14 protein-coding genes and 1 riboswitch are annotated in these 18,203 nt (G+C 73.9%); of the genes, 5 read left to right on the forward strand and 9 right to left on the reverse strand.

Annotated elements, in window-relative coordinates:
* Positions 1 to 6: 6 nt before the first annotated feature.
* Positions 7 to 2,466, reverse strand: coding sequence for a DNA helicase PcrA (gene pcrA / locus ACF08D_RS14515; protein ID WP_392222936.1), 2,460 nt, complete (start codon positions 2,464 to 2,466; stop codon positions 7 to 9).
* 210 nt (positions 2,467 to 2,676) lie between these two features.
* A riboswitch (cyclic di-AMP (ydaO/yuaA leader) is annotated at positions 2,677 to 2,853 on the forward strand.
* Positions 2,854 to 2,860: 7 nt separating this feature from the next.
* Here pcrA and ACF08D_RS14520 point away from each other — a divergent pair.
* Entirely contained in the window at positions 2,861 to 4,336 is a 1,476-nt protein-coding gene (locus tag ACF08D_RS14520; RefSeq protein WP_392222937.1) for a C40 family peptidase, read from the forward strand.
* Positions 4,337 to 4,371: 35 nt separating this feature from the next.
* On the opposite strand, the gene ACF08D_RS14525 is transcribed toward ACF08D_RS14520, so the two are convergent.
* Positions 4,372 to 4,725 (reverse strand): hypothetical protein, encoded by a 354-nt coding sequence (locus tag ACF08D_RS14525; RefSeq protein WP_392222938.1) that lies wholly within the window; start codon positions 4,723 to 4,725, stop codon positions 4,372 to 4,374.
* Between the two features lie 234 nt (positions 4,726 to 4,959).
* Here ACF08D_RS14525 and ACF08D_RS14530 point away from each other — a divergent pair, with 234 nt between their 5' ends.
* Complete coding sequence (locus ACF08D_RS14530) at positions 4,960 to 5,982, forward strand: NlpC/P60 family protein (protein WP_392222939.1); 1,023 nt, start codon at positions 4,960 to 4,962, stop codon at positions 5,980 to 5,982.
* Between the two features lie 19 nt (positions 5,983 to 6,001).
* Here ACF08D_RS14530 and ACF08D_RS14535 read toward each other — a convergent pair whose 3' ends face one another.
* The 3 genes from ACF08D_RS14535 to ACF08D_RS14545 form a co-directional block, all read right to left on the reverse strand.
* The gene (locus ACF08D_RS14535) at positions 6,002 to 7,378 is read right to left on the reverse strand and encodes an alpha/beta hydrolase (RefSeq protein WP_392222940.1); all 1,377 of its coding nucleotides are present in this window, start codon (positions 7,376 to 7,378) and stop codon (positions 6,002 to 6,004) included.
* Between the two features lie 115 nt (positions 7,379 to 7,493).
* The gene (locus tag ACF08D_RS14540; protein WP_392222941.1) at positions 7,494 to 8,201 is read right to left on the reverse strand and encodes a LuxR C-terminal-related transcriptional regulator; all 708 of its coding nucleotides are present in this window, start codon (positions 8,199 to 8,201) and stop codon (positions 7,494 to 7,496) included.
* Positions 8,198 to 9,484, reverse strand: coding sequence for a PspC domain-containing protein (locus tag ACF08D_RS14545; protein WP_392222942.1), 1,287 nt, complete (start codon positions 9,482 to 9,484; stop codon positions 8,198 to 8,200). The genes ACF08D_RS14540 and ACF08D_RS14545 overlap by 4 nt, the downstream gene beginning before the upstream one ends.
* Before the next feature lie 325 nt (positions 9,485 to 9,809).
* Here ACF08D_RS14545 and ACF08D_RS14550 point away from each other — a divergent pair, with 325 nt between their 5' ends.
* Positions 9,810 to 11,111 (forward strand): PspC domain-containing protein, encoded by a 1,302-nt coding sequence (locus tag ACF08D_RS14550; RefSeq protein ID WP_392222943.1) that lies wholly within the window; start codon positions 9,810 to 9,812, stop codon positions 11,109 to 11,111.
* The gene (locus ACF08D_RS14555; RefSeq protein WP_392222944.1) at positions 11,098 to 11,382 is read left to right on the forward strand and encodes a hypothetical protein; all 285 of its coding nucleotides are present in this window, start codon (positions 11,098 to 11,100) and stop codon (positions 11,380 to 11,382) included. The genes ACF08D_RS14550 and ACF08D_RS14555 overlap by 14 nt, the downstream gene beginning before the upstream one ends.
* Here ACF08D_RS14555 and ACF08D_RS14560 read toward each other — a convergent pair.
* The 4 genes from ACF08D_RS14560 to ACF08D_RS14575 all read right to left on the reverse strand — a co-directional run bounded on the left by ACF08D_RS14560 (position 11,292) and on the right by ACF08D_RS14575 (position 17,413).
* A complete protein-coding gene (locus tag ACF08D_RS14560; protein WP_392222945.1) occupies positions 11,292 to 11,810 on the reverse strand; it encodes a DoxX family membrane protein in 519 nt (172 codons plus the stop codon). The genes ACF08D_RS14555 and ACF08D_RS14560 overlap by 91 nt on opposite strands.
* Before the next feature lie 88 nt (positions 11,811 to 11,898).
* Entirely contained in the window at positions 11,899 to 16,080 is a 4,182-nt protein-coding gene (locus ACF08D_RS14565; RefSeq protein WP_392222946.1) for a hypothetical protein, read from the reverse strand.
* 108 nt (positions 16,081 to 16,188) lie between these two features.
* Entirely contained in the window at positions 16,189 to 17,034 is an 846-nt protein-coding gene (locus ACF08D_RS14570) for a caspase family protein (RefSeq protein ID WP_392222947.1), read from the reverse strand.
* Between the two features lie 7 nt (positions 17,035 to 17,041).
* Positions 17,042 to 17,413 carry a hypothetical protein gene (locus ACF08D_RS14575; RefSeq protein ID WP_392222948.1) on the reverse strand — a complete coding sequence of 124 codons (372 nt, stop codon included), beginning with the start codon at positions 17,411 to 17,413 and terminating at the stop codon, positions 17,042 to 17,044.
* Positions 17,414 to 17,688: 275 nt separating this feature from the next.
* Between ACF08D_RS14575 and ACF08D_RS14580 the strand changes: the two genes are divergently transcribed.
* On the forward strand, positions 17,689 to 18,201 hold the full coding sequence (locus ACF08D_RS14580; protein ID WP_392222949.1) for a cupin domain-containing protein: 513 nt from the start codon (positions 17,689 to 17,691) through the stop codon (positions 18,199 to 18,201).
* Positions 18,202 to 18,203 lie beyond the last annotated feature (2 nt).

An 18,203-nucleotide genomic window follows, 5' to 3' on the forward strand; every position in this document is an offset into this window, starting at 1 on the left:
GGAGCGCTAGAGCTTCTCGACCGGCGCGTACCGCAGCAGGAGCCGCTTGGGCTTCTCGTCGCCGAAGTCGATCGTGGCCTGCGCGTCCGCGCCCGCCCCGGTCACCGCCATCACCGTGCCGAGCCCGAACTGGTCGTGCGTCACCCGGTCCCCCACCGCCAGTGAGATCACCGGCTTGTCGGTCGCACGGCGGGTGGCGAACCCGGACGGGCCGCCGGAACGCCCGCGCGACGACAGCGCCGACGCGATCCCGGACGTCGGCCCGGCGGGCTTGGCCGTGGCGCCCGTGCGCTTCCACTCCAGATACGCCCCCGGGATCTCCTCCAGGAAGCGCGACGGCGGGTTGTACGACGGCTGGCCCCAGGCGCTGCGCAGCGTCGACCGCGTCAGGTAGAGCCGCTCACGGGCGCGGGTGATGCCCACGTACGCCAGGCGGCGCTCCTCCTCCAGCTCCTTGGTCTGGCCGAGGGCCCGCATGTGCGGGAAGACGCCGTCCTCCATGCCGGTCAGGAACACCACCGGGAACTCCAGGCCCTTGGCGGTGTGCAGCGTCATCAGCGTGATAACGCCGGAGCCCTCCTCGTCCTCGTCCGGGATCTGGTCGGAGTCGGCGACGAGGGCGACCTGCTCCAGGAACTCGGCGAGGGTGCCCGCGCCCTCGTCCTCGCCGCGGCCCTGCTCGTACTCCAGGGCGACGGCGGCCAGCTCCTGCAGGTTCTCGATGCGGGTCTCGTCCTGCGGGTCGGTGGACGCCTGGAGCTCGGCGAGATACCCGGTGCGCTCCAGGACGGCCTCCAGGACGACCGCCGGTCCGGCGCCGGACTCGACGACGGTGCGCAGCTCGTCCATCAGCGTGTTGAAGCGCTTCACCGCGTTCGCCGAGCGGGCCGCCATGCCGTACGCCTCGTCGACGCGGCGCAGCGCCTGCGGGAAGGTGATCTTCTCGCGCAGGGCGAGGGCGTCGACCATCGCCTCGGCGCGCTCGCCGATGCCGCGCTTGGGGACGTTGAGGATGCGGCGCAGCGGCACGTTGTCCTCGGGGTTGGCGAGGACGCGCAGGTACGCGAGGACGTCGCGGACCTCCTTGCGCTCGTAGAACCGGACACCGCCGACGACCTTGTACGGCAGGCCGACGCGGATGAAGATCTCCTCGAACACACGGGACTGGGCGTTCGTCCGGTAGAAGACGGCGACGTCGCCGGCCTTGGCGTCGCCCGCGTCCGTCAGCCGGTCGATCTCGTCGGCGACGAACTGTGCCTCGTCGTGCTCGGTGTCCGCGACGTACCCGGTGATGCGGGCGCCCTCGCCGGCGTTGGTCCACAGGTTCTTGGGGCGGCGGCTCTCATTGCGCTCGATGACCGCGTTGGCGGCGGACAGGATGGTCTGCGTCGAGCGGTAGTTCTGTTCGAGGAGGATCGTGGTGGCGTCCGGGTAGTCCTCCTCGAACTGGAGGATGTTGCGGATGGTGGCGCCGCGGAAGGCGTAGATCGACTGGTCGGCGTCGCCCACCACGCACAGCTCGGCCGGGCCCAGGTCCTCGTACCCGGTGCCGACCAGCTCGCGGACGAGGGTGTACTGGGCGTGGTTGGTGTCCTGGTACTCGTCGACGAGGACGTGCCGGAAGCGGCGGCGGTAGTGCTCGGCGACGTCCGGGAACGCCTGGAGCAGGTGGACCGTCGTCATGATGATGTCGTCGAAGTCCAGGGCGTTGGCCTCGCGCAGCCGCGCCTGGTACATCCGGTACGCCTCGGCGAGGGTCTTCTCGAAACCGTCGGCGGCCTGGTCGGCGAAGGTCTCCTCGTCGATCAGCTCGTTCTTCAGGTTGGAGATCTTGGCGCTGAACGACTTGGGCGGGAACTTCTTCGGGTCCAGGTCCAGGTCGCGGCAGACCAGCGCCATCAGCCGCTTGGAGTCGGCGGCGTCGTAGATCGAGAAGGACGAGGTGAAGCCGAGCTTCTTCGACTCGCGGCGCAGGATGCGGACGCACGCGCTGTGGAAGGTCATGACCCACATCGCGTTGGCGCGCGGGCCGACGAGCTGCTCGACGCGCTCCTTCATCTCGCCGGCGGCCTTGTTGGTGAAGGTGATCGCCAGTATCTGGCCGGGGTGGACGTGCCGGGTGGCCAGCAGGTGGGCGATCCGGTGGGTGAGCACCCGGGTCTTGCCCGACCCGGCACCGGCGACGATGAGCAGCGGGGACCCGGTGTGCACGACGGCGGCGCGCTGCTGGTCGTTCAGCCCGTCCAGGAGGGCGGCGGCGTCGACGACCGGACGCGGGGCGCCGTCGCGGTAGTGGCTGTCCCGGGCCGGGGGCACGTCGAAGTGACCGCCGAAGAGGTCGTGCGGGACCTCCTCCGGGGCCGGGCCGTGCCCGGGGCCCTCCCGGTCCTCGGGGGGCGGCGGGGGCTCCTCGGAGGCGTGGTTCCGGAGGTCCGCCAGGAAGCTGTCGTCAAAGAGGCTGCTCATCGCCTATCGAGTCTAGGCGGCCCCACTGACAGCCGTGGACGAACCGGCAAGAGGCCCGAATCGTCACGCTCCGCACCGGCCCGGCGACATCACGCCAAGGTCACGAAAACGTATCGGGCATATCGAACATCATCCTTCACAGCACCACCACAGTTTGGCTAGCGTGCTCGCCCAAGCGGTCCGTTTTCGCATCGGCGAACCACGCCGGTCGGACCGCTTACGCCGAATTCGTGCTGCCCTCCGGGGCAGTTCGGAACCGGGGACCCACCACGTACGACTCGTACGACCGAGGTGAATCGGCCCGCCGCCCTCGGGCACGGCCGTAGGGCACCTTCCGTTCCGCCCGAACCTGACAGCTGACCCGGTAGGCGGTCCACGGAAGGAGATGCCGGCCTTGGCGTCGCATCGCAAGCCGCGCGCAACGCGCACCTTGCACACCCTGCATGCCCACTCGCCCGCCGTCGGGGTCACGACGGCCGCCGCGCTGGCCTCGGTCACGCTCCTGTCGTCACAGGGCGCGACCGCCGCCACCGCCGCTCCGGGCGATCCGGACCGGGGGCCGACGGTCGAGGAGGTACAGAGAAAGGTCGACGACCTCTACCGGCAGGCGGGTACGGCGGCGACGCAGCCCGCGCGGACCGCGCCCCCGCCGCCGCGGGCCGTCCCGCGGCAGCGCACGGGCGGCGGAGGCGGTGACCGGACCGGCGGGGAGGCGCCCCGGGGCGGCGGCGAGAGGCTCGGCGGCCTGCCGGTCGGAAGCGGCCTGGGCGGCCGGAGCGACGTGAGCGGCCTGAGCGACCTGAGCGACCTGAGTGACACGGGCGACCTGAGCAGGACGGGCGGGAGCGGGACGGCCGGGGCCTTCGCGGGCGGGAGCGGGACGGCCGGGGCCGGGACCGGGGTGTACGCGGAGGGTCCCACCCTGGACAGGGCTTTCGCAGACGGGGCTTTCGCGGACGGAACCTTCGGCGACGGGGCGTTCGCGGACTTCGGGGGCGGGCCGCTCACGGACGCGACGCCCGCGGGCGGCACGCTCGTCGCGGGGGCGCCGGGGGACGTCCTGGAGGGCGCCCCGGAGGCGCCCGCGCCCGGCGCGCCGGCGTACGACCCGCTCACCGGCCTGGCGCCGGTACCGCCGATGCCGCCGGCGCCGACCCTGCCGCTCCTGCCCTCGCAGCCCGGGGCCGGGCCGGTGGACGAGCACCTGCCCCCGCCCGTGGCGAGCGAGCGGGTGCCCGAGGCCGACTGGGCGGCACCCGCCACGCACGCGGCGCCCGCCACGCATACGGCGCCCGGGCCCGAGGCGGACGCGGCGTCCGAGGCGCAAGAGTCGCTCCGTACCACCAAGCAGACCACGCAGCGGAAGCTCGCCGAGGCCCGCGCGGTGCTGGCCCGTGCGACGGCCGGGTCCGCACCGGCCCGGCGAACCGAGCCGTGCCACCCCGAACCGAACCGGGCCGAGCCGACCCCGACCGAGCCGAACCGGGCCGAGCCGTGCCGCCCCGGCGCGGAGGCGGGCCGCACCAGCAAGGCCCGCGAGGTGCTGGCCTTCGCCGAGGCGCAGATCGGCAAGCCGTACGTGTGGGGCGCGACCGGCCCCAGCTCGTACGACTGCTCGGGGCTCACCCAGGCCGCGTGGCGGGCGGCCGGGGTCGACCTGCCCCGTACGACGTGGGACCAGGCGATGGCGGGCACCCGGGTCGGCATCGAGGACCTGCGCCCGGGCGACCTGGTCTTCTACGACGAGCTCCGGCACGTGGCCGTGTACAAGGGCGACGGCCGGATCATCCACGCCCCGAGGCCCGGCGGACACGTCTGCGAGGAGGATCTCCACTCGATGCCGGTCGCCGGAGGGGTCCGCCCGGTCTGAGGCACCAAGAACAGGCTCGCCGCCGTTCGGATCTGTCAGGTCCAGAGGGTGGCGATGAAGATGTTCGCCATGGTCAGGCCGCCGACGGCTCCGAAGACGGCCTTGTCGACGCGCTCCTCGTCCCGCTTGACGTAGACCAGACCGAGGAGGACGACCAGGATCGCCAGCTTCACGCCGATCTTGACGTTGTTCACGGTCTGGTCGTCGGCCTGGTTGAGGCCGACGAGGACGACTCCCGTGATCAGCATGGTCAGCGCGCCGTGCAGCATCGCCGGACCGAAGCGCGCCGTACCCTCGCCCATCGCCTTCATCTGGGTCAGGAACCCGCCGAGCAGGCTGGCGATACCGATCACGTGCAGCGCGACGAAGACATTGATGAGTACGTCCATGGGGCGGAGCCTAGCCAGGGCGATACCACCGTTCGGCGGTAAGGGTCACCTCATTCGGCCCATCGGTCACGGCCGATACGGAAGGCGAGATTCCGTACGTGCGCGCCCCGTCGCTTCCGGTCGTGAACCGCCAGTCGCGGCCAATAGCGGTCATGCCCCCGCTCGGCCGTGACCGCCCGGCCTAGCGTCCTCCCCCAGGCCGACCGACCCCCGCCGAAGGAAGTGACCACCCCCGTGGCAGCGCACCGGAGACCCAAGCAGCACCCGCTGAGCGGCCGCGCGGCCGTCACCCTGGCGCTCGCCGGGGCGGCCACGGCGACCGCCTTCGAGGGTTCCGGGCACGCCGAGCCCCGGCAGACCGCCGCCCAGGTCGAGGCCCAGGCCGACCGGCTGTACCGGGAGGCGGAGGTGGCGACCGAGCGGTACAACGGCGCCCGCGAGGAGGTGCGGCGAACCACGGCGGCCCTGGGCGCCCTCCAGGACGAGGCCGCCCGCCGGACCGCCCGCCTCAACGCCGCCCGCGACGCGCTCGGGTCGGTGGCGGCCGCCCAGTACCGCAGCGGCGGCCTCGGCCCCTCCGCCCAGCTCGCCCTGTCCAGCGACCCCGACTCCTACCTGCGGGGCGCCGCCCTCGCGGACCGGGTCGGCGACCGCCATGCGACGGCCGTGACCGCCGCCCAGCGGCAGGCCACCGAGCTGGCCAGGCTGCGGGCCGAGGCGGTGGGCCGACTGCGCGACCTGACGGCCCGGCAGGCGGAGCTGGCCCGGCACAAGGCGACCGTGCGGAGCAGGATCGCCGCGGCGGACAAGCTCCTCACCCGGCTCACCGCCGCCGAGCGCGCCGCCTACGAGGCGCCGTCCACCGCGGCGGCCTCCGCCCCGGCGCCGGGCCCCGTCCGGGCGGGCAGCGCGCGGGCGGCGCGGGCGGTGGCCTTCGCGCACGGGGCCCTCGGCAAGCCGTACGTGTGGGGCGCCACCGGCCCGTCGGCCTACGACTGCTCGGGACTCACCCAGGCCGCTTGGCGCGCGGCGGGGGTGTCGCTGCCGCGCACCACGTACACCCAGATCGACGCCGGGCGGCGGGTGTCCCGCTCCGAGCTGGCCCCGGGCGACCTGGTCTTCTTCTACGCGGGCGTCAGCCACGTGGGGCTCTACATCGGCGACGGCCGGATGATCCACGCCCCGCGCCCGGGCGCCCCGGTCCGGATCGCGCCGATCGACGAAATGCCCTGGGCGGGCGCGACGCGGGTGGCCTGAGCCCGGGGCGCCCGGGCGGTCACGGCTGCCGTACGGGCAGCGCCCCCGGCACCGGCCCCGTACCCGTCCCCGTACCGGAACCGTCCCCCGGCCCCGTACCCGTACCGGAACCGTCCCCCGGCCCCGTACCCGTACCGGAACCGCCCCCCGCGCCCGACTCCGTACGACCGCCGGCACCCGACCCCGCACCGGCACCCGGCCCCGTACCCGAACCGGAACCGACCCCCGACCCCGCACCGGCACCCGGCTCCGCACCGCCATCGGGTCCCGCGCCCGCGCCCGGGGCGCTCTCCGCGCGGTACTGCTGCGTCAGCCACCGGAAGACCGACGGCACCTCGCGCACCCAGGTGCTGACGCGGTGACCGCCGTAGACCTGCTGGACGTCGACGCGCGTCGGGGCCTTGGCGACCCGGCGCAGGGCGAGGCCCTGCTGGTAGCCGTCGCCCCCGTCGCCGGTAAGAAGCAGGGTCACCCGGGGCGGGACGGCGGCGGACCGGAGCATGGTGACCGGGTTGTGGGCGCGCCGCAGCGCGGGGTCCTTGCCGGTGAGGGAGGAGGGCTCGGCGGCCGGGTCGTTGTAGCCGGACATGCTCACACCGAACCGGTAGCGGTCGGGGTGGGCGATGGCCAGCTTCGTGGCGCAGTGGGCGCCCGACGAGAAGCCGGCGACGGCCCAGCCGCCGGCGGTGTCCAGGGCGCGGAAGGAGTCGGTGACCGCCTTGCGCACGTCGACGCTGAGCCAGGTGTCGGCGTTGATCCGGCCGGGCACGTTGGCGCAACCGGTGTCGGTGTGGCCGAGGAGCTGGGTGCGCGGCGCGACGAGGATGAACGGCTCGACCGTGCCGTCGCGCATCAGCGGTTCCAGCTGGGTGTTGGCGTGCATGCCGACGAACCAGGACTTCGGCGAGCCGGGGAAGCCGGAGAGCAGCTGGACGACGGGGAACTTCCGGTTCTTGTACGCCGGGTCGTCGTACTGCGGCGGCAGCCACACGTACACCTCGGCCTTCACCCCGGACAGGCCGCCCTTGAGGCTGGTGCGCAGGACGCCGGGGCCGAGGGCCGGGTCGTCGGCGGGGGTGAAGGTGTGCCGGGCCCTGGGCAGGTCGGCGACGCGCCGGCCGCCGAGGCCGTCGGGCCCGAGGTCGATGGCGGTGTCGACGTGGTCGCTGGTGCCCAGCAGGTCGTCCCAGCTGTCGTAGAGGCCGTTGACGTTGTTCACGGCGACGAAGACCACGACGATCGCGGTGAGCTGAGCGAAGGCCACCATGCCCAGCCGCACGGCGCCCCGGACGACGGCGGGGCCGCGCACCCGGCTCCACAGCGCCAGCGGCAGCAGGACGGCGACCACGGCCAGGACGACCGCGGTCACGAGGAAGGGAGTACCTGTCAGGCTCATCACGGTGAGTAGGAGGGGCCGGCCGGCCGTACGGTTGCCGCTCCTTTGTACCGGTTGCCTCACATACTCCTGTGCCGGTTGCCTCACGCACTCCCGCCGCCCGCGCGGGCGGGGGTCACACCAGGCGGCGGGCCGTGGCCCAGCGGGTCAGCTCGTGGCGGTTGGAGAGCTGGAGCTTCCGCAGCACCGCCGAGACGTGCGACTCGACCGTCTTCACCGAGATGAACAGCTGCTTGGCGATCTCCTTGTACGCGTAACCGCGCGCGATCAGCCGGAGCACCTCGCGCTCCCGCTGGGTGAGCCGGTCCAGGTCCTCGTCCACGGGCGGGGCGTCGGTCGAGGCGAACGCGTCCAGGACGAAGCCGGCCAGCCGGGGCGAGAACACGGCGTCGCCCTCCTGCACCCGGAAGATCGAGTCGACCAGGTCCGTGCCGGTGATCGTCTTGGTGACATAGCCGCGCGCCCCGCCCCGGATGACCCCGATGACGTCCTCGGCGGCGTCCGAGACGGACAGCGCCAGGAACCGCACCGGCCGCTCGGGGGCGGACATCAGGCTCGCGCAGCGGCGCAGCACCTCGACCCCGCCGCCGCCGGGCAGGTGCACGTCGAGGAGCACCACCTCGGGGCGGGTGGCGGTGATCACGGTGACCGCCTGGTCGACGTCGGCGGCCTCGCCCACCACCTCGACGCCGGTCGTCTCGGTCCGCCCGATCTCGGCCTGGACGCCGGTGCGGAACATCCGGTGGTCGTCCACCAGCACGACCCGCACCCGGCGCCCCGCGTCCGCCCCGTCCGTGCCGGGGGTCGTCGTCTCGTCGGTCATCCGTCCGCCCTCTCCATCGCCCTCTCCATCTCCAGCTCCACCTCGGTGCCGCCGCCGGGCACCGACCGCAGCCGCGCGGTGCCGCCGTTGCGCCGCATCCGGCCGATGATCGATTCTCGTACGCCCATGCGGTCGGCGGGTACGGCGTCGAGGTCGAAGCCCGGCCCCCGGTCCCGTACGGACACGAAGACGGTGCGGCCCTCGACCTCCGCGTACACCTGCACCGCCCCTCCCCCGCCACCGTACTTGGCGGCGTTCACCATGGCCTCGCGCGCGGCCTGCATCTGCGCCGACAGCGCCTCGTCGAGCGGGCAGTCGCCGACGACGACCACCTCCAGGGGGACGCCGTGCTTGTCCTCGACCTCGGCGGCGGTGCGCTTGACCGCCTCGGCGAGGGTGCCGGGCTCCTGGTCCTCGTCCTTGCCGGTGCCCTCGGGGCGGTACAGCCAGTTGCGCAGCTCGCGCTCCTGGGCGCGGGCGAGCCGACGGACCTCGCCGGGGTCGGCGGCGTTGCGCTGGATCAGGGTGAGGGTGTGCAGTACGGAGTCGTGGACGTGGGCGGCGACCTCGGCGCGCTCCTGGGCGCGGATGCGCATGGTGCGCTCCTCGGACAGGTCCTGCGACATCCGCACCAGCCACGGCCCGGCGAGCAGGGCGATGCCGGCGAGCACCGCTATCGAGGCGGTGAGCGCGGTGCCGAGCTGGGCGGCCGAGCCGCGCACCACCATGAAGACGGTGATGCCCATGCCGACGAGCGCGACCCCGGCGAGGCCGCGCACCAGCTGGAGGATGCGTCTGCGGCGGCCCGGCTCGGTCCAGCTGGCCCGGCGGGAGTTGTCGACCTGCCGCCACACCAGGACGACGCCGACGCCGACGAGGAGCGTGGGCCACACGTACCGGTTGGCGTCGCTGCCGAGGTCGACGCTGGTGACGAACCCGATCGCCCCGACGGTGAGCGCGACGAGCGCCACCACCTGCCCCTTGTCCGGCTTGCGCAGCCGGCGCCGCCCGTCGGGCGCCGTGGCGAAGAGGGAGCGCGGTTCGGCGGAGCGCCCGCCGACCCCGAGGGGGACGACGATCCAGAAGACGGCGTAGACCAGCACGCCGAGACCGTCGGCGAGGAACAGGGCGAGGAAGACCAGCCGCACCCAAATGACGGGCAGCCCGAGGTGCCCGGCGAGACCGCGCGCGACGCCGCCGAGCATGCGCCCGTCGGCGCTGCGGTAGAACCGGCGCGCGGGCGGGTCGTCGGTCGTCTCGGGCGGGCGGGTGGCGGCGGGCATGCCCCGATCGTCACACGCCCGGCCGCGCGCGGGCATCAGGGCGATCCCCCACCCCGCCCCGGACCCGACCCCGACCCGCCGGGGCGGACCGGAGGCCCACCCCGCCCGGACAGGCCCCGGACCCGGTCCCGTACCGGCCCCGGGGTCGCAGCCACACGCCGGGCCCCGGCCCCGACCCCCGCACCGGACAGGCCCCCGGGCTTCAGCCACACGCCGAGCCCCGGCCCCGCCCCGACGGCCACGCACCCGGCCCGGGGGCGATATCAGGGTTCGGCCAGGGTCGTCCCCGGTCCCGGTGGGGCGCGGGGGCCGTCACCATGGTCGTATGACGCAGACGACCCCCGCTCCCGCCGCCGAGGCCGACGGAGCGCCGCCCCACCCGCCGCTGCGGCGCACCCGGCGGCGCAAGGTGGTGGCCGGGGTGTGTGGCGGGCTGGGCCGGCACTACGACATGGACCCGGTGATCTTCCGGGTGGTGATCGGGGTGCTCGCGGTGACCGGCGGTCTGGGCCTGCTCTTCTACGGCTTCGCGTGGCTGCTGGTGACGGCGGACGGCGACGACGAGAACGAGGCGCGGCGGCTGGTGTCGGGCCGGGTGGACGGCGCCTCGCTGATCGCGCTGCTGATGGCGCTGGTGGGCTGCGGGCTGTTCCTGTCGATGCTCGGCAACAGCAACACCGTCTCCTTCTCGCTGCTGCTGATCATCGCGGTGAGCGGGGCGGCGGTCTGGTCGCAGCGGCGCCGGCTGACGGACGGGCACGAGGCGGTGGCGGCCGCGGCGACGGCGCACACGGCGGCGGAGGCCCCGCCGGAGACCAAGGCCCCGCCGCCGCCCGAGTCGCCGTCGTGGTGGCGGGAGCCGATCGTCAAGGACGGTACGTCGGGGCCGGTGCCGCTCGGCTACCTGTGGGGCCCGGAGGACGGCGCCGGGGTGGAGGACGCGATCCTGCGGCGGCCCGCGCGGAGCGCCGCGCCGGCGGCCACCGGGGCGCGCGGCCCCCGTTCCCTGGGCGGGCCGGTCTTCCTGCTGGCGCTGGTGGCGGGCGGGCTGGGCACCGGGCTGTCCTGGGGTGCGCGGCCGCTGGGCACCGCGCTGCAGACCGGTCTGGTGAGCGCGCTGGTGGTGTTCGCGCTGGCCCTGGTGGTCAGCGCGTTCCGGGGCCGGACGGGCGCCGGGACGATCGTCATGACGGTCCTCACCTCGGTGCTCCTGGCGGGCGCGTCGCTGATCCCCCGGCAGATCGGTACGGAGTGGGTGCGTACGGACTGGCGGCCGGCCGCCACGGCGGAGCTGCGCCCGCACTACGAGCTGGGCACCGGGGTCGGCACCCTGGACCTGTCGCGCCTGGACGTCCCGGCGAAGGGCACGGCCCGCACCTCGGCCGAGGTCGGCGCGGGCCGCCTGCATGTGATCGTCCCGAGGGACGCGACCGTGCGTGTGAACGCCCAGGTGGGCTTCGGCGACCTGCGGCTGCCGACCGAGGCGGCCGACGACGTCGACATCGCCCCGGACGTCGAGGCGGTCCGGACGATCGCCCCGCCCCGGGGCACCGCCCCCGCGGGCACCCTGGACCTCGTCCTGGAGGTCTCGGTCGGACAGGTGGAGGTCACCCGTGCCACGTCCTGAGTCCCGCGGCGCCTGGCGCCACCCGTTCCTGCCCGGCCGGCTGATCATGGGCCTCACCGGGCTGGCGGTCGCCGCGCTGTACGCCGGTGACGCGGCCGGCGCCTGGCACGCCCCCTGGTACGCCCTGCCGCCGCTGCTGTGCTCGGGGCTGGCCCTCGCGGGCGTGGCGGGCTGGATCGGCTACCGCGCCCGGCGCCGCGCCGCCAGGGCCGCGTCGGCCGACAGCACCGGGGCGCCGGCCAGCACCAGCGGCAGCCACGCCATCAGGTAGGCGAGGTCGTTGCCGTAGTAGTACGGGTCGGACTGCCAGCTCACGGTCAGCCACAGGCTCAGCGAGATGAGCGCCCCGCCCGCCGCCGCGAGGCGCGCCAGCAGCCCCAGCAGGGTCCCGATCCCGACGGCCACCTCGCCCAGGGCGATGGCGTACCCGAAGCCCTCCGGGTTCTTCAGCGCCAGGTCCACCAGCCACGGCACGGCGGAGGAGTCGCGCACGGCCCGCATGGTCTCGCCGATCGACCCGGTGCCGGAGGCGGCCAGGAACCGGTCGTCGGTGAGCTTGTCCAGCCCGGCGTAGACGAAGGTGACCCCGAGGAAGATCCGCAGCGGCAGCAGCGCGTACCGCGCGGCGCTCCCCCGCCACCCGGGCGGCCCGCCACCGTTCCTGTGGCCGCCCGCTGTCGTCCGGTAGGTGTGCGTCATCGCCGGCCTGCCTCTCCACAGGGCTGTCCCCGGGACCGATTGTCCCCGGCGTCTCCGCCCTTGGATACGCGAGCGGCACCCGCCCGGCTCAGTCGCTCAGCGGTACGCGCGCCCAGGCCTCCCTCACCGTCTCCTCGACCGGCGCCACCGTGAGTCCGAGAGCACGCAGCCGGTCCGCCACCTCGGAGACGGTGGTGCACAGCCGGTGCGCGGCGACCAGCAGGTGTTCGAGGTCGACCGGCCTGTCGAGCGGCAGCCAGCTGCCGGTCGACGAGGCGTGCTCCCGCAGCACGATCACGTCCTGCTCGCTGGCGTACTCGTCCGGGTAGTCGGCCTCCTGCACGGCGATGCCGGCGGCCCTCAGCCGCTGCGCGATCCGGTGGACGGTTTCGGCGCCCATGCTCGCCACCATCCAGGCGTAGGCGGCCGGCAGCGGGGTGCCGGCCTCCACCATGCGGGCGAGCCCCTCGACCTCCCGCCGGGCGGCCTGGTCCAGGGGCCTGAACAGCGGGTCGTCGAGGCTGGACGTGTGCCTGTTGCCCCACCCCGACACCGTCACGCCCAGTTCCAGCAGCCCGGCTCTGGCCTCGGTCACCGGAATCTCCAGCGCCTGTGCCGCCTCCACCACCTGGACCGTGTTGACCGGTCCGTAGAAGGACAGCCACGGCGCCTGGCCGTCGCGCCGTGAGCTGAGCAGGACGCGGTCCCGCTCGGTGGGCGTGGGCCACACTCCCCCGTCGGGCTCCGCGAGGAGCATCCCGCGCAGCCGGAGCCGCTCGGCCGCCTCGGCGGTGCTCCACCCGTAGTCGATGGCCAGGCACATCACGTACGCGAGCGGGACCTTCCGGGATGCGGGCCCTTCGTACGGGATCCACGAGCGGGCGAGGCGCTGCTCGTCGGCCAGGTCGAGCCACTCGTACCCCTCTTCGGGAAGAGGGCCGACGGTCATGCCCAGCCGGGCCAGGCGCGCGTGCGCGTCCTCCACCGCGATGCCGTTCTGGAAGGCCGCGACGATGACATGGGCCAGGGGTACCGGATGGCGGGGGTCGAGCCCCTGAGCCAGGCCGGAGCGGGGGTGGCGCGACAGGAGAGCGAGGTCCACGGCGTCCAGCCCGTCGTCCGGCAGCTCCTCGTAGGGCACGTCGACCGCGAGCGACCTGAGCCGGTCACGGGCCTCGGTGAGGGTGAGGGCGAAGCGCTGGGCCAGCCGGTGCAGGTCGAGCAGGGTCACCGGAGCGCGCAGGGGGAGCAGCCTCCCGTCGGCCACCTGCGCGGTCAGCATCTCGGCATGCGGTGGGGCGGGCCGGTCGTCACCGGGATCGCGCACGTCGAAGCCGTACGCCGCGAGGCGCAGGGCGGCATCGCGGGTGGTGCTCCCGTTCAGGTGGGCGAGCCGGTACATGTGGGGCAGCCCGGCGAGTGCCTCGCGGGTGTCGCCCAGCACCCATTGCCGATTCTGTGCGTGCAGGTCGGTGCGGTCCGGGAGGATGAAGCCCTGTTCCAGCAGGACGGCCCGGATCTCGGCGACTGCCACGCCGGTCTTCTGCGCGGCGTCGACGATGTGGGACACATAGGCCACCTTGTTCCTCCGGAGCCAGGGCGCGCTGCCGTCCAGGCGGGAACTGAGCAGGACGCGCAGCAGCTCGCCTCTCGGTCCGGGCTCCAGCAGGTCGGCACACCGGCCGGTGTCGTATCCCAGCTCCGCCGCCCGCCGGACGACGTGCTCGACCGTCAGCGCGGAGCCTTCGGCGGCCGTCAGCACGTTGAGTGCGGACACCGGGTCCTCCCCGGGGCGGAGCCAGGGTCCGTCGCCGTCCGCGTCGAGACTCGTCAGGATCAGCAGCGCGGTGACCGGCAGATCGGTGACCGCGCCGTCCGCCGTCGGGCGGAGGCCGAGTTCCGTGAGGCGCCGCACCACCCAGCCGTAGGTCATGTGCAGAGCGCGGGCACGGGAGTGCAGCGCCCCGACGGGCGGGTCGAGAGCCCAGGGCAGGTCGTGCCGGTACACCAGACCTTGGTCCAGCAGGAGATTGAGGTCGGAGGGTCTCGCCGGCAGCAGCGCCGCGCTTTCCAGGTCGTCCGGGCAGAGCCGGCCCAGCGCCCTGCGCACGTCCTCGGGGAAGTGCGCCGCCAGCCGCCAGAGAGCCAGGTGTGCGGGAAGCCGCAGCAGTGGCAGCTGGTCCTCCGGAGCCCCCGCGCCGGGGGCGCTGCGCCGCAGCCAGCTGGTCCGCATCTGGCGGTCGACATAGTTGAAGCAGCCCGTGCGTGCCATGTCGGCGGTGCCGTTGCCATGGTCCAGCTCGGCCCCCCGGCCGGCCAGGCCGCGCACGACCGCGTCGGCGAGCAGGGGCTCATGGTCCGCCATGTCGGCCAGCCACTGCTCGGTGAGCAGCCCGCTCGCGGCCAGCCGGAGCACCGCCTTCTTCTTCCTGAGCAGACCGAAGATGGTGTCGGTGACGTCGTCGACGACGTGACTGCGGTCCACCGAGAGCCTGGGGGCCGCCTTCTCCTCCCCGGCGACCTTGACGACCCTGCCCTTGAGGTTGACCACGGCGCCCCGGAGCTGCATGGCGTCCGCCGGCCGGCGTTCCCCGGTCCGTTCGTCGGTGGTGAACCAGCGCCCCTCGACGAGGATGCCGTCGACGAGCAGCGCTCCGCCGTGCTCGCACCAGAAGACCTCTCCGGCCGGATCCTGGACGATGGTGCCCCCGGCGTCGATGCTCCTGCCGCCTCCGGTGTGCGGGCGGCTGCGGTACTCGTCCGGTTCCCACACGTCATGGTCGGAGCCGTCGGACGCGGTGGTCCGGAACTGGGCGACTCCCAGCACGGAACGGAGTGCGTGGACGCAGGAGAAGTCCGGCAGGTCGTCGCGGAGCCACCAGCGGACACGCGTGCCGCACGCCTCGCCGAGGAAGTCGATGTCCCGCTCGTACGGCATGACCTGGAAGAGGTGGTCGGGCCCGGCGATGGTGACCCGCAGCGCGTCGCCCTCGGTACCGTCGGGCTTGAACTTCCGGGTGATGACCTCGATCTCGTCGGCGAGCATGAAATAGCTCAGCACTCCGATCCCGAAGCGGCTGTTCTCCTGGAACGGGATGCCCCGGCGCAGCCACTCGATCTTCTCCTCCTGGAACGACGTCAGGTGGGCGAGCCTGACTCCGCCCTGGGCGAAGGAGTAGAGGAGTTCGCCGCGCCCCATGCCCGAGCCGTTGTCGAAGCAGTCCAGGTACCGCCGGTTGCCCTGGACCCCCTGGCGCAGCTCGATGCGGCCCGCCCACTGCTCGCCCGTGTCCGCCGAGGTGAGGACCGCCTCGCGGGCGCGCCGCACCTGGCAGGCGTCCATGGCGTTCTGGTACAGCTCCCGGACGGCCAGGTGCCGGTCCTCGTAGAGCTGTTCGCCGACGAGCAGCTCACGCACCCGCGTCCCGTCGAGGCCGAAGCGGGTGGCCACGGGGAAGAACTTGTCCTTGCCGGTGACCGGGTCCCTCTCCGGCCGCACCTCCACTCCGGAGGCCCTGCTGGGCAGCCGGGACAGGCCGGGTACGGCGAGATCGCTGCACAGCAGCCCGTCGAGCGACTTCGTCCGCTCCTGGAGGGCGACCATCAGTGCCTGGTGCCCGCACTCGGCGACCAGGCGCAGCGTGCCACCGGCCTTGTCGCCGGCGGGGATCTCCCACCGGGCGTTCTCGATCGTCCGCCGTACGTGGGCGAGGCCGATCCGGTCGCTCCCGCCGATGTGCTCCACCAGCACGGCGGGCAGCTCGTACCGGTCGAGCGCCATGATCTGCGCGACGCAGAGCAGGAGCCCCACGGTCTCCGGCCGGACGTCCGGCGCGGCGCCCGGGCGGCCGGTGAGCCACGGCGGGTCGGCGAGCACCCCGCCTCCGTGCTGCATGGCACGGAACAGCCAGCCGACCAGGTTCATGCCGAACACGTCGGTCAGCTCGTCGGTCCCGACCAGCAGGGTGTTGAGGAAGCGCTGCAGCTCGTGCGGGTACTTGTGGGCGTCGCCCGGCTGGGCCCTGGTCCGGTGCAGCACCCAGCCCTCGACGACACGGCGGTCGCGCAGCCGGCGCCGGGGGTCGGTCGCCGTGTCGGTCTGCCTGCGCAACCGCGGGTAGTGCACCCACTCGGCGCCCAGGTCCCGGTCGGCCCGCGACAGCAGTCGCACCCGGAAACCGTGGAAGAGAGCCGGTGACAGGGCGAGGACCGCCGCCTCGGCGGGCGTGAACCGGATGTCCTCCGGCAGTCCGGCGACGAGTGCGGACACATGCGTCGCGGCCCGCTGATCTGCCTCCCGGTCGAGCCAGGGATCGTCACGCAGATCGCGCTCGGCCTTGACGAGCCAGGCATCGAGGGTGGCCAGGACCGTTTCGGCCTACTCGAGCAGTTCGGTCGCCTCCGCGCGGTCGGTCGTCCGCGACCAGACCGCATGGTCCCGCAGCCGGTTCCGGCGTTCCCCGCCCGGCTCGGGACGCGCCGGCAGCACGTCGAACCGCGGTCCGCCCTCATCGCCACTGAGCCGGGGCACCTGCGAACGCGGGGGTTTCGCCTGCCGCGTCCGCAGGTCCTCCATGGCGCTCTCCAGCAGGTCGCGGAGCCGGTCGGCCGACAGGGCCGTCTGCGTGTCCGCGAGCACCTCCCGCAGAGCCTGGGTGAACAGGCTGTACCGCCCGTCCGGGGCCTCGGCGTGGCCGGCGACGGCTGCCGGGCGGTCCGGCTCGCAGGCCATGAGGAAGCTGAGCCGGTCGTTGCCGACCGGTGGGGTGAGCGGGGACCCCAGCTCTCCCCGGCCCTCCGGGACGAGCCGGTCCCGGCAGGCGTCCACGACGAACATGGCCTGCTCCACCGCGCTCCGGTCCACCTGGCGGGCCCAGTCGCTGCCGAGCTCCACATTCGTGGCCTGCAGCGTCTGCGCGCCGAGCAGCCCCACGTCGGAGTCCGCTCCGGCGAACCAGTGACGCCCGTCGTGGTGGAAGCCGTGGCCGCTGAGGTAGACGAGCTGCCGTTCGCCCCGGCCGGCGTCGGCGATGAACCGGCTCATCCGCTTGAGCAGTTCCGCGGCGGTGTACGTGTCGCAGCCGCTGGAACCGTCGATTTCGTACCCCTGGTCGGCCAGTGTGGCGCGGACCTCGCGGTACTCGTCCCGGAGATACTCCAGGTCCGGCCAGTCCTCCGACGCGTAGGCCGGGACGAAGAGCAGCAGAGCGCGGTGGGCTCCCATGCGCCGGTCAGTCCGATGCCGGTCCGGGCGCACCGAAGGTCAGCGTGATCGCCCCCTTGCCCTGCACCTCGCTGGTCCCGATGAGCTGGATACCGCCCTTGGCGGAGATCTCGAACGACACCTGCGCCTCGCGCAGGGGGAAGGCGGATCCGGCCGCCGCCGCCCGCTCGAAGACCGACTGGAGAGCCGCGACGGCCCCCTCGACGCTGCGCCCGAATTCTTCGGTGGGGACGAAGACGGAGGTCACCGCGTCGCGCGCCGCCCGCCGGCCACGGCCCTTCGTCTCGGTGCCGTCCGCCTCGACCACGCTGTCGGCGTCCACGAGGATCTCCAGCCCGGGCGCGGGAAGGACCGGCCGGCCATGGTTCTGCAGTGTCATCGCTTCTCCCACGCCCGTCATCTCTGCTGCGCCGTACGGGTGTTGGCCGTACGGGTGTTGATCGTACGGAACGAGCGGGGGCGGCGTTCGGGAATCGGCACAAGTCCCGCTCGGGCCTGCCGGCACCGGTCCGGGCGCGGCCGCCCGGGCCGGCCGCCGGGGCCTCACGGTGGACCGCCAGGAGTTTTCCCCCGGGCGGCCGGGGAACCCGTCGCGGCGCCCCCGGGCTCGTACGGCCCTGGGCGGGGGTCTCGTACCGGCTGGAGGTGCGGCGCATGGACGACGAGCGCGGGGACGGCGAGCGGGTGGACCGCGAGCGCGGGGACGGCGGCGCCGGGCGGGGGGAGGTCTCGCCGCTCGTGGGGCTCCTCGGGCTGGAGCCGCACGCCGAGGGCGGGTGGTACCGGCAGACCTGGCGCACGGCGGGGGTGTTCACGCCGCGCGGCTACCCCGGGCCCCGTACGTACGCGACCGGTATCTACTTCCTGCTGCATCCGGGCGAGCGGTCCCGCTGGCACCGGGTGCGGTCGGACGAGCTGTGGCTCTGGCACCGCGGCGGGCCGCTGCTGCTCCTGCTGGGCGGTGAGGGCGCCGGGCCGTCGGAGCCGTGGGAGCTGGTGCTCGGGCCGTCCGTGGAGACCGGGGAGCAGCCCCAGCTGCTGGTCCCGGCAGGGACCTGGCAGGCGGCGGAGCCGGCCGGGGACGAGCCGGTCCTCGTCACCTGTGTCGTCGCGCCCGGCTTCCACTACGACGACTTCACGCTCGGAGCCGCCGCCCACGGGTCGTAGAC

Origin of the sequence: Streptomyces sp. NPDC015131 (assembly GCF_043079975.1) — a bacterium.
Taxonomy (GTDB): Bacteria; Actinomycetota; Actinomycetes; order Streptomycetales; family Streptomycetaceae; genus Streptomyces.

What these genes read in the sequence shown, in the direction of transcription:
- ACF08D_RS14570 (WP_392222947.1), bottom strand. Translation starts at nt 17,034, where the DNA reads ATGGGAGCCCACCGCGCTCTGCTGCTCTTCGTCCCGGCCTACGCGTCG.
- ACF08D_RS14525 (WP_392222938.1), bottom strand. Translation starts at nt 4,725, where the DNA reads ATGGACGTACTCATCAATGTCTTCGTCGCGCTGCACGTGATCGGTATC.
- ACF08D_RS14545 (WP_392222942.1), bottom strand. Translation starts at nt 9,484, where the DNA reads ATGCCCGCCGCCACCCGCCCGCCCGAGACGACCGACGACCCGCCCGCG.
- ACF08D_RS14560 (WP_392222945.1), bottom strand. Translation starts at nt 11,810, where the DNA reads ATGACGCACACCTACCGGACGACAGCGGGCGGCCACAGGAACGGTGGC.
- ACF08D_RS14575 (WP_392222948.1), bottom strand. Translation starts at nt 17,413, where the DNA reads ATGACACTGCAGAACCATGGCCGGCCGGTCCTTCCCGCGCCCGGGCTG.
- pcrA (WP_392222936.1), bottom strand. Translation starts at nt 2,466, where the DNA reads ATGAGCAGCCTCTTTGACGACAGCTTCCTGGCGGACCTCCGGAACCAC.
- ACF08D_RS14580 (WP_392222949.1), top strand. Translation starts at nt 17,689, where the DNA reads ATGGACGACGAGCGCGGGGACGGCGAGCGGGTGGACCGCGAGCGCGGG.
- ACF08D_RS14550 (WP_392222943.1), top strand. Translation starts at nt 9,810, where the DNA reads ATGACGCAGACGACCCCCGCTCCCGCCGCCGAGGCCGACGGAGCGCCG.
- ACF08D_RS14535 (WP_392222940.1), bottom strand. Translation starts at nt 7,378, where the DNA reads ATGAGCCTGACAGGTACTCCCTTCCTCGTGACCGCGGTCGTCCTGGCC.
- ACF08D_RS14540 (WP_392222941.1), bottom strand. Translation starts at nt 8,201, where the DNA reads ATGACCGACGAGACGACGACCCCCGGCACGGACGGGGCGGACGCGGGG.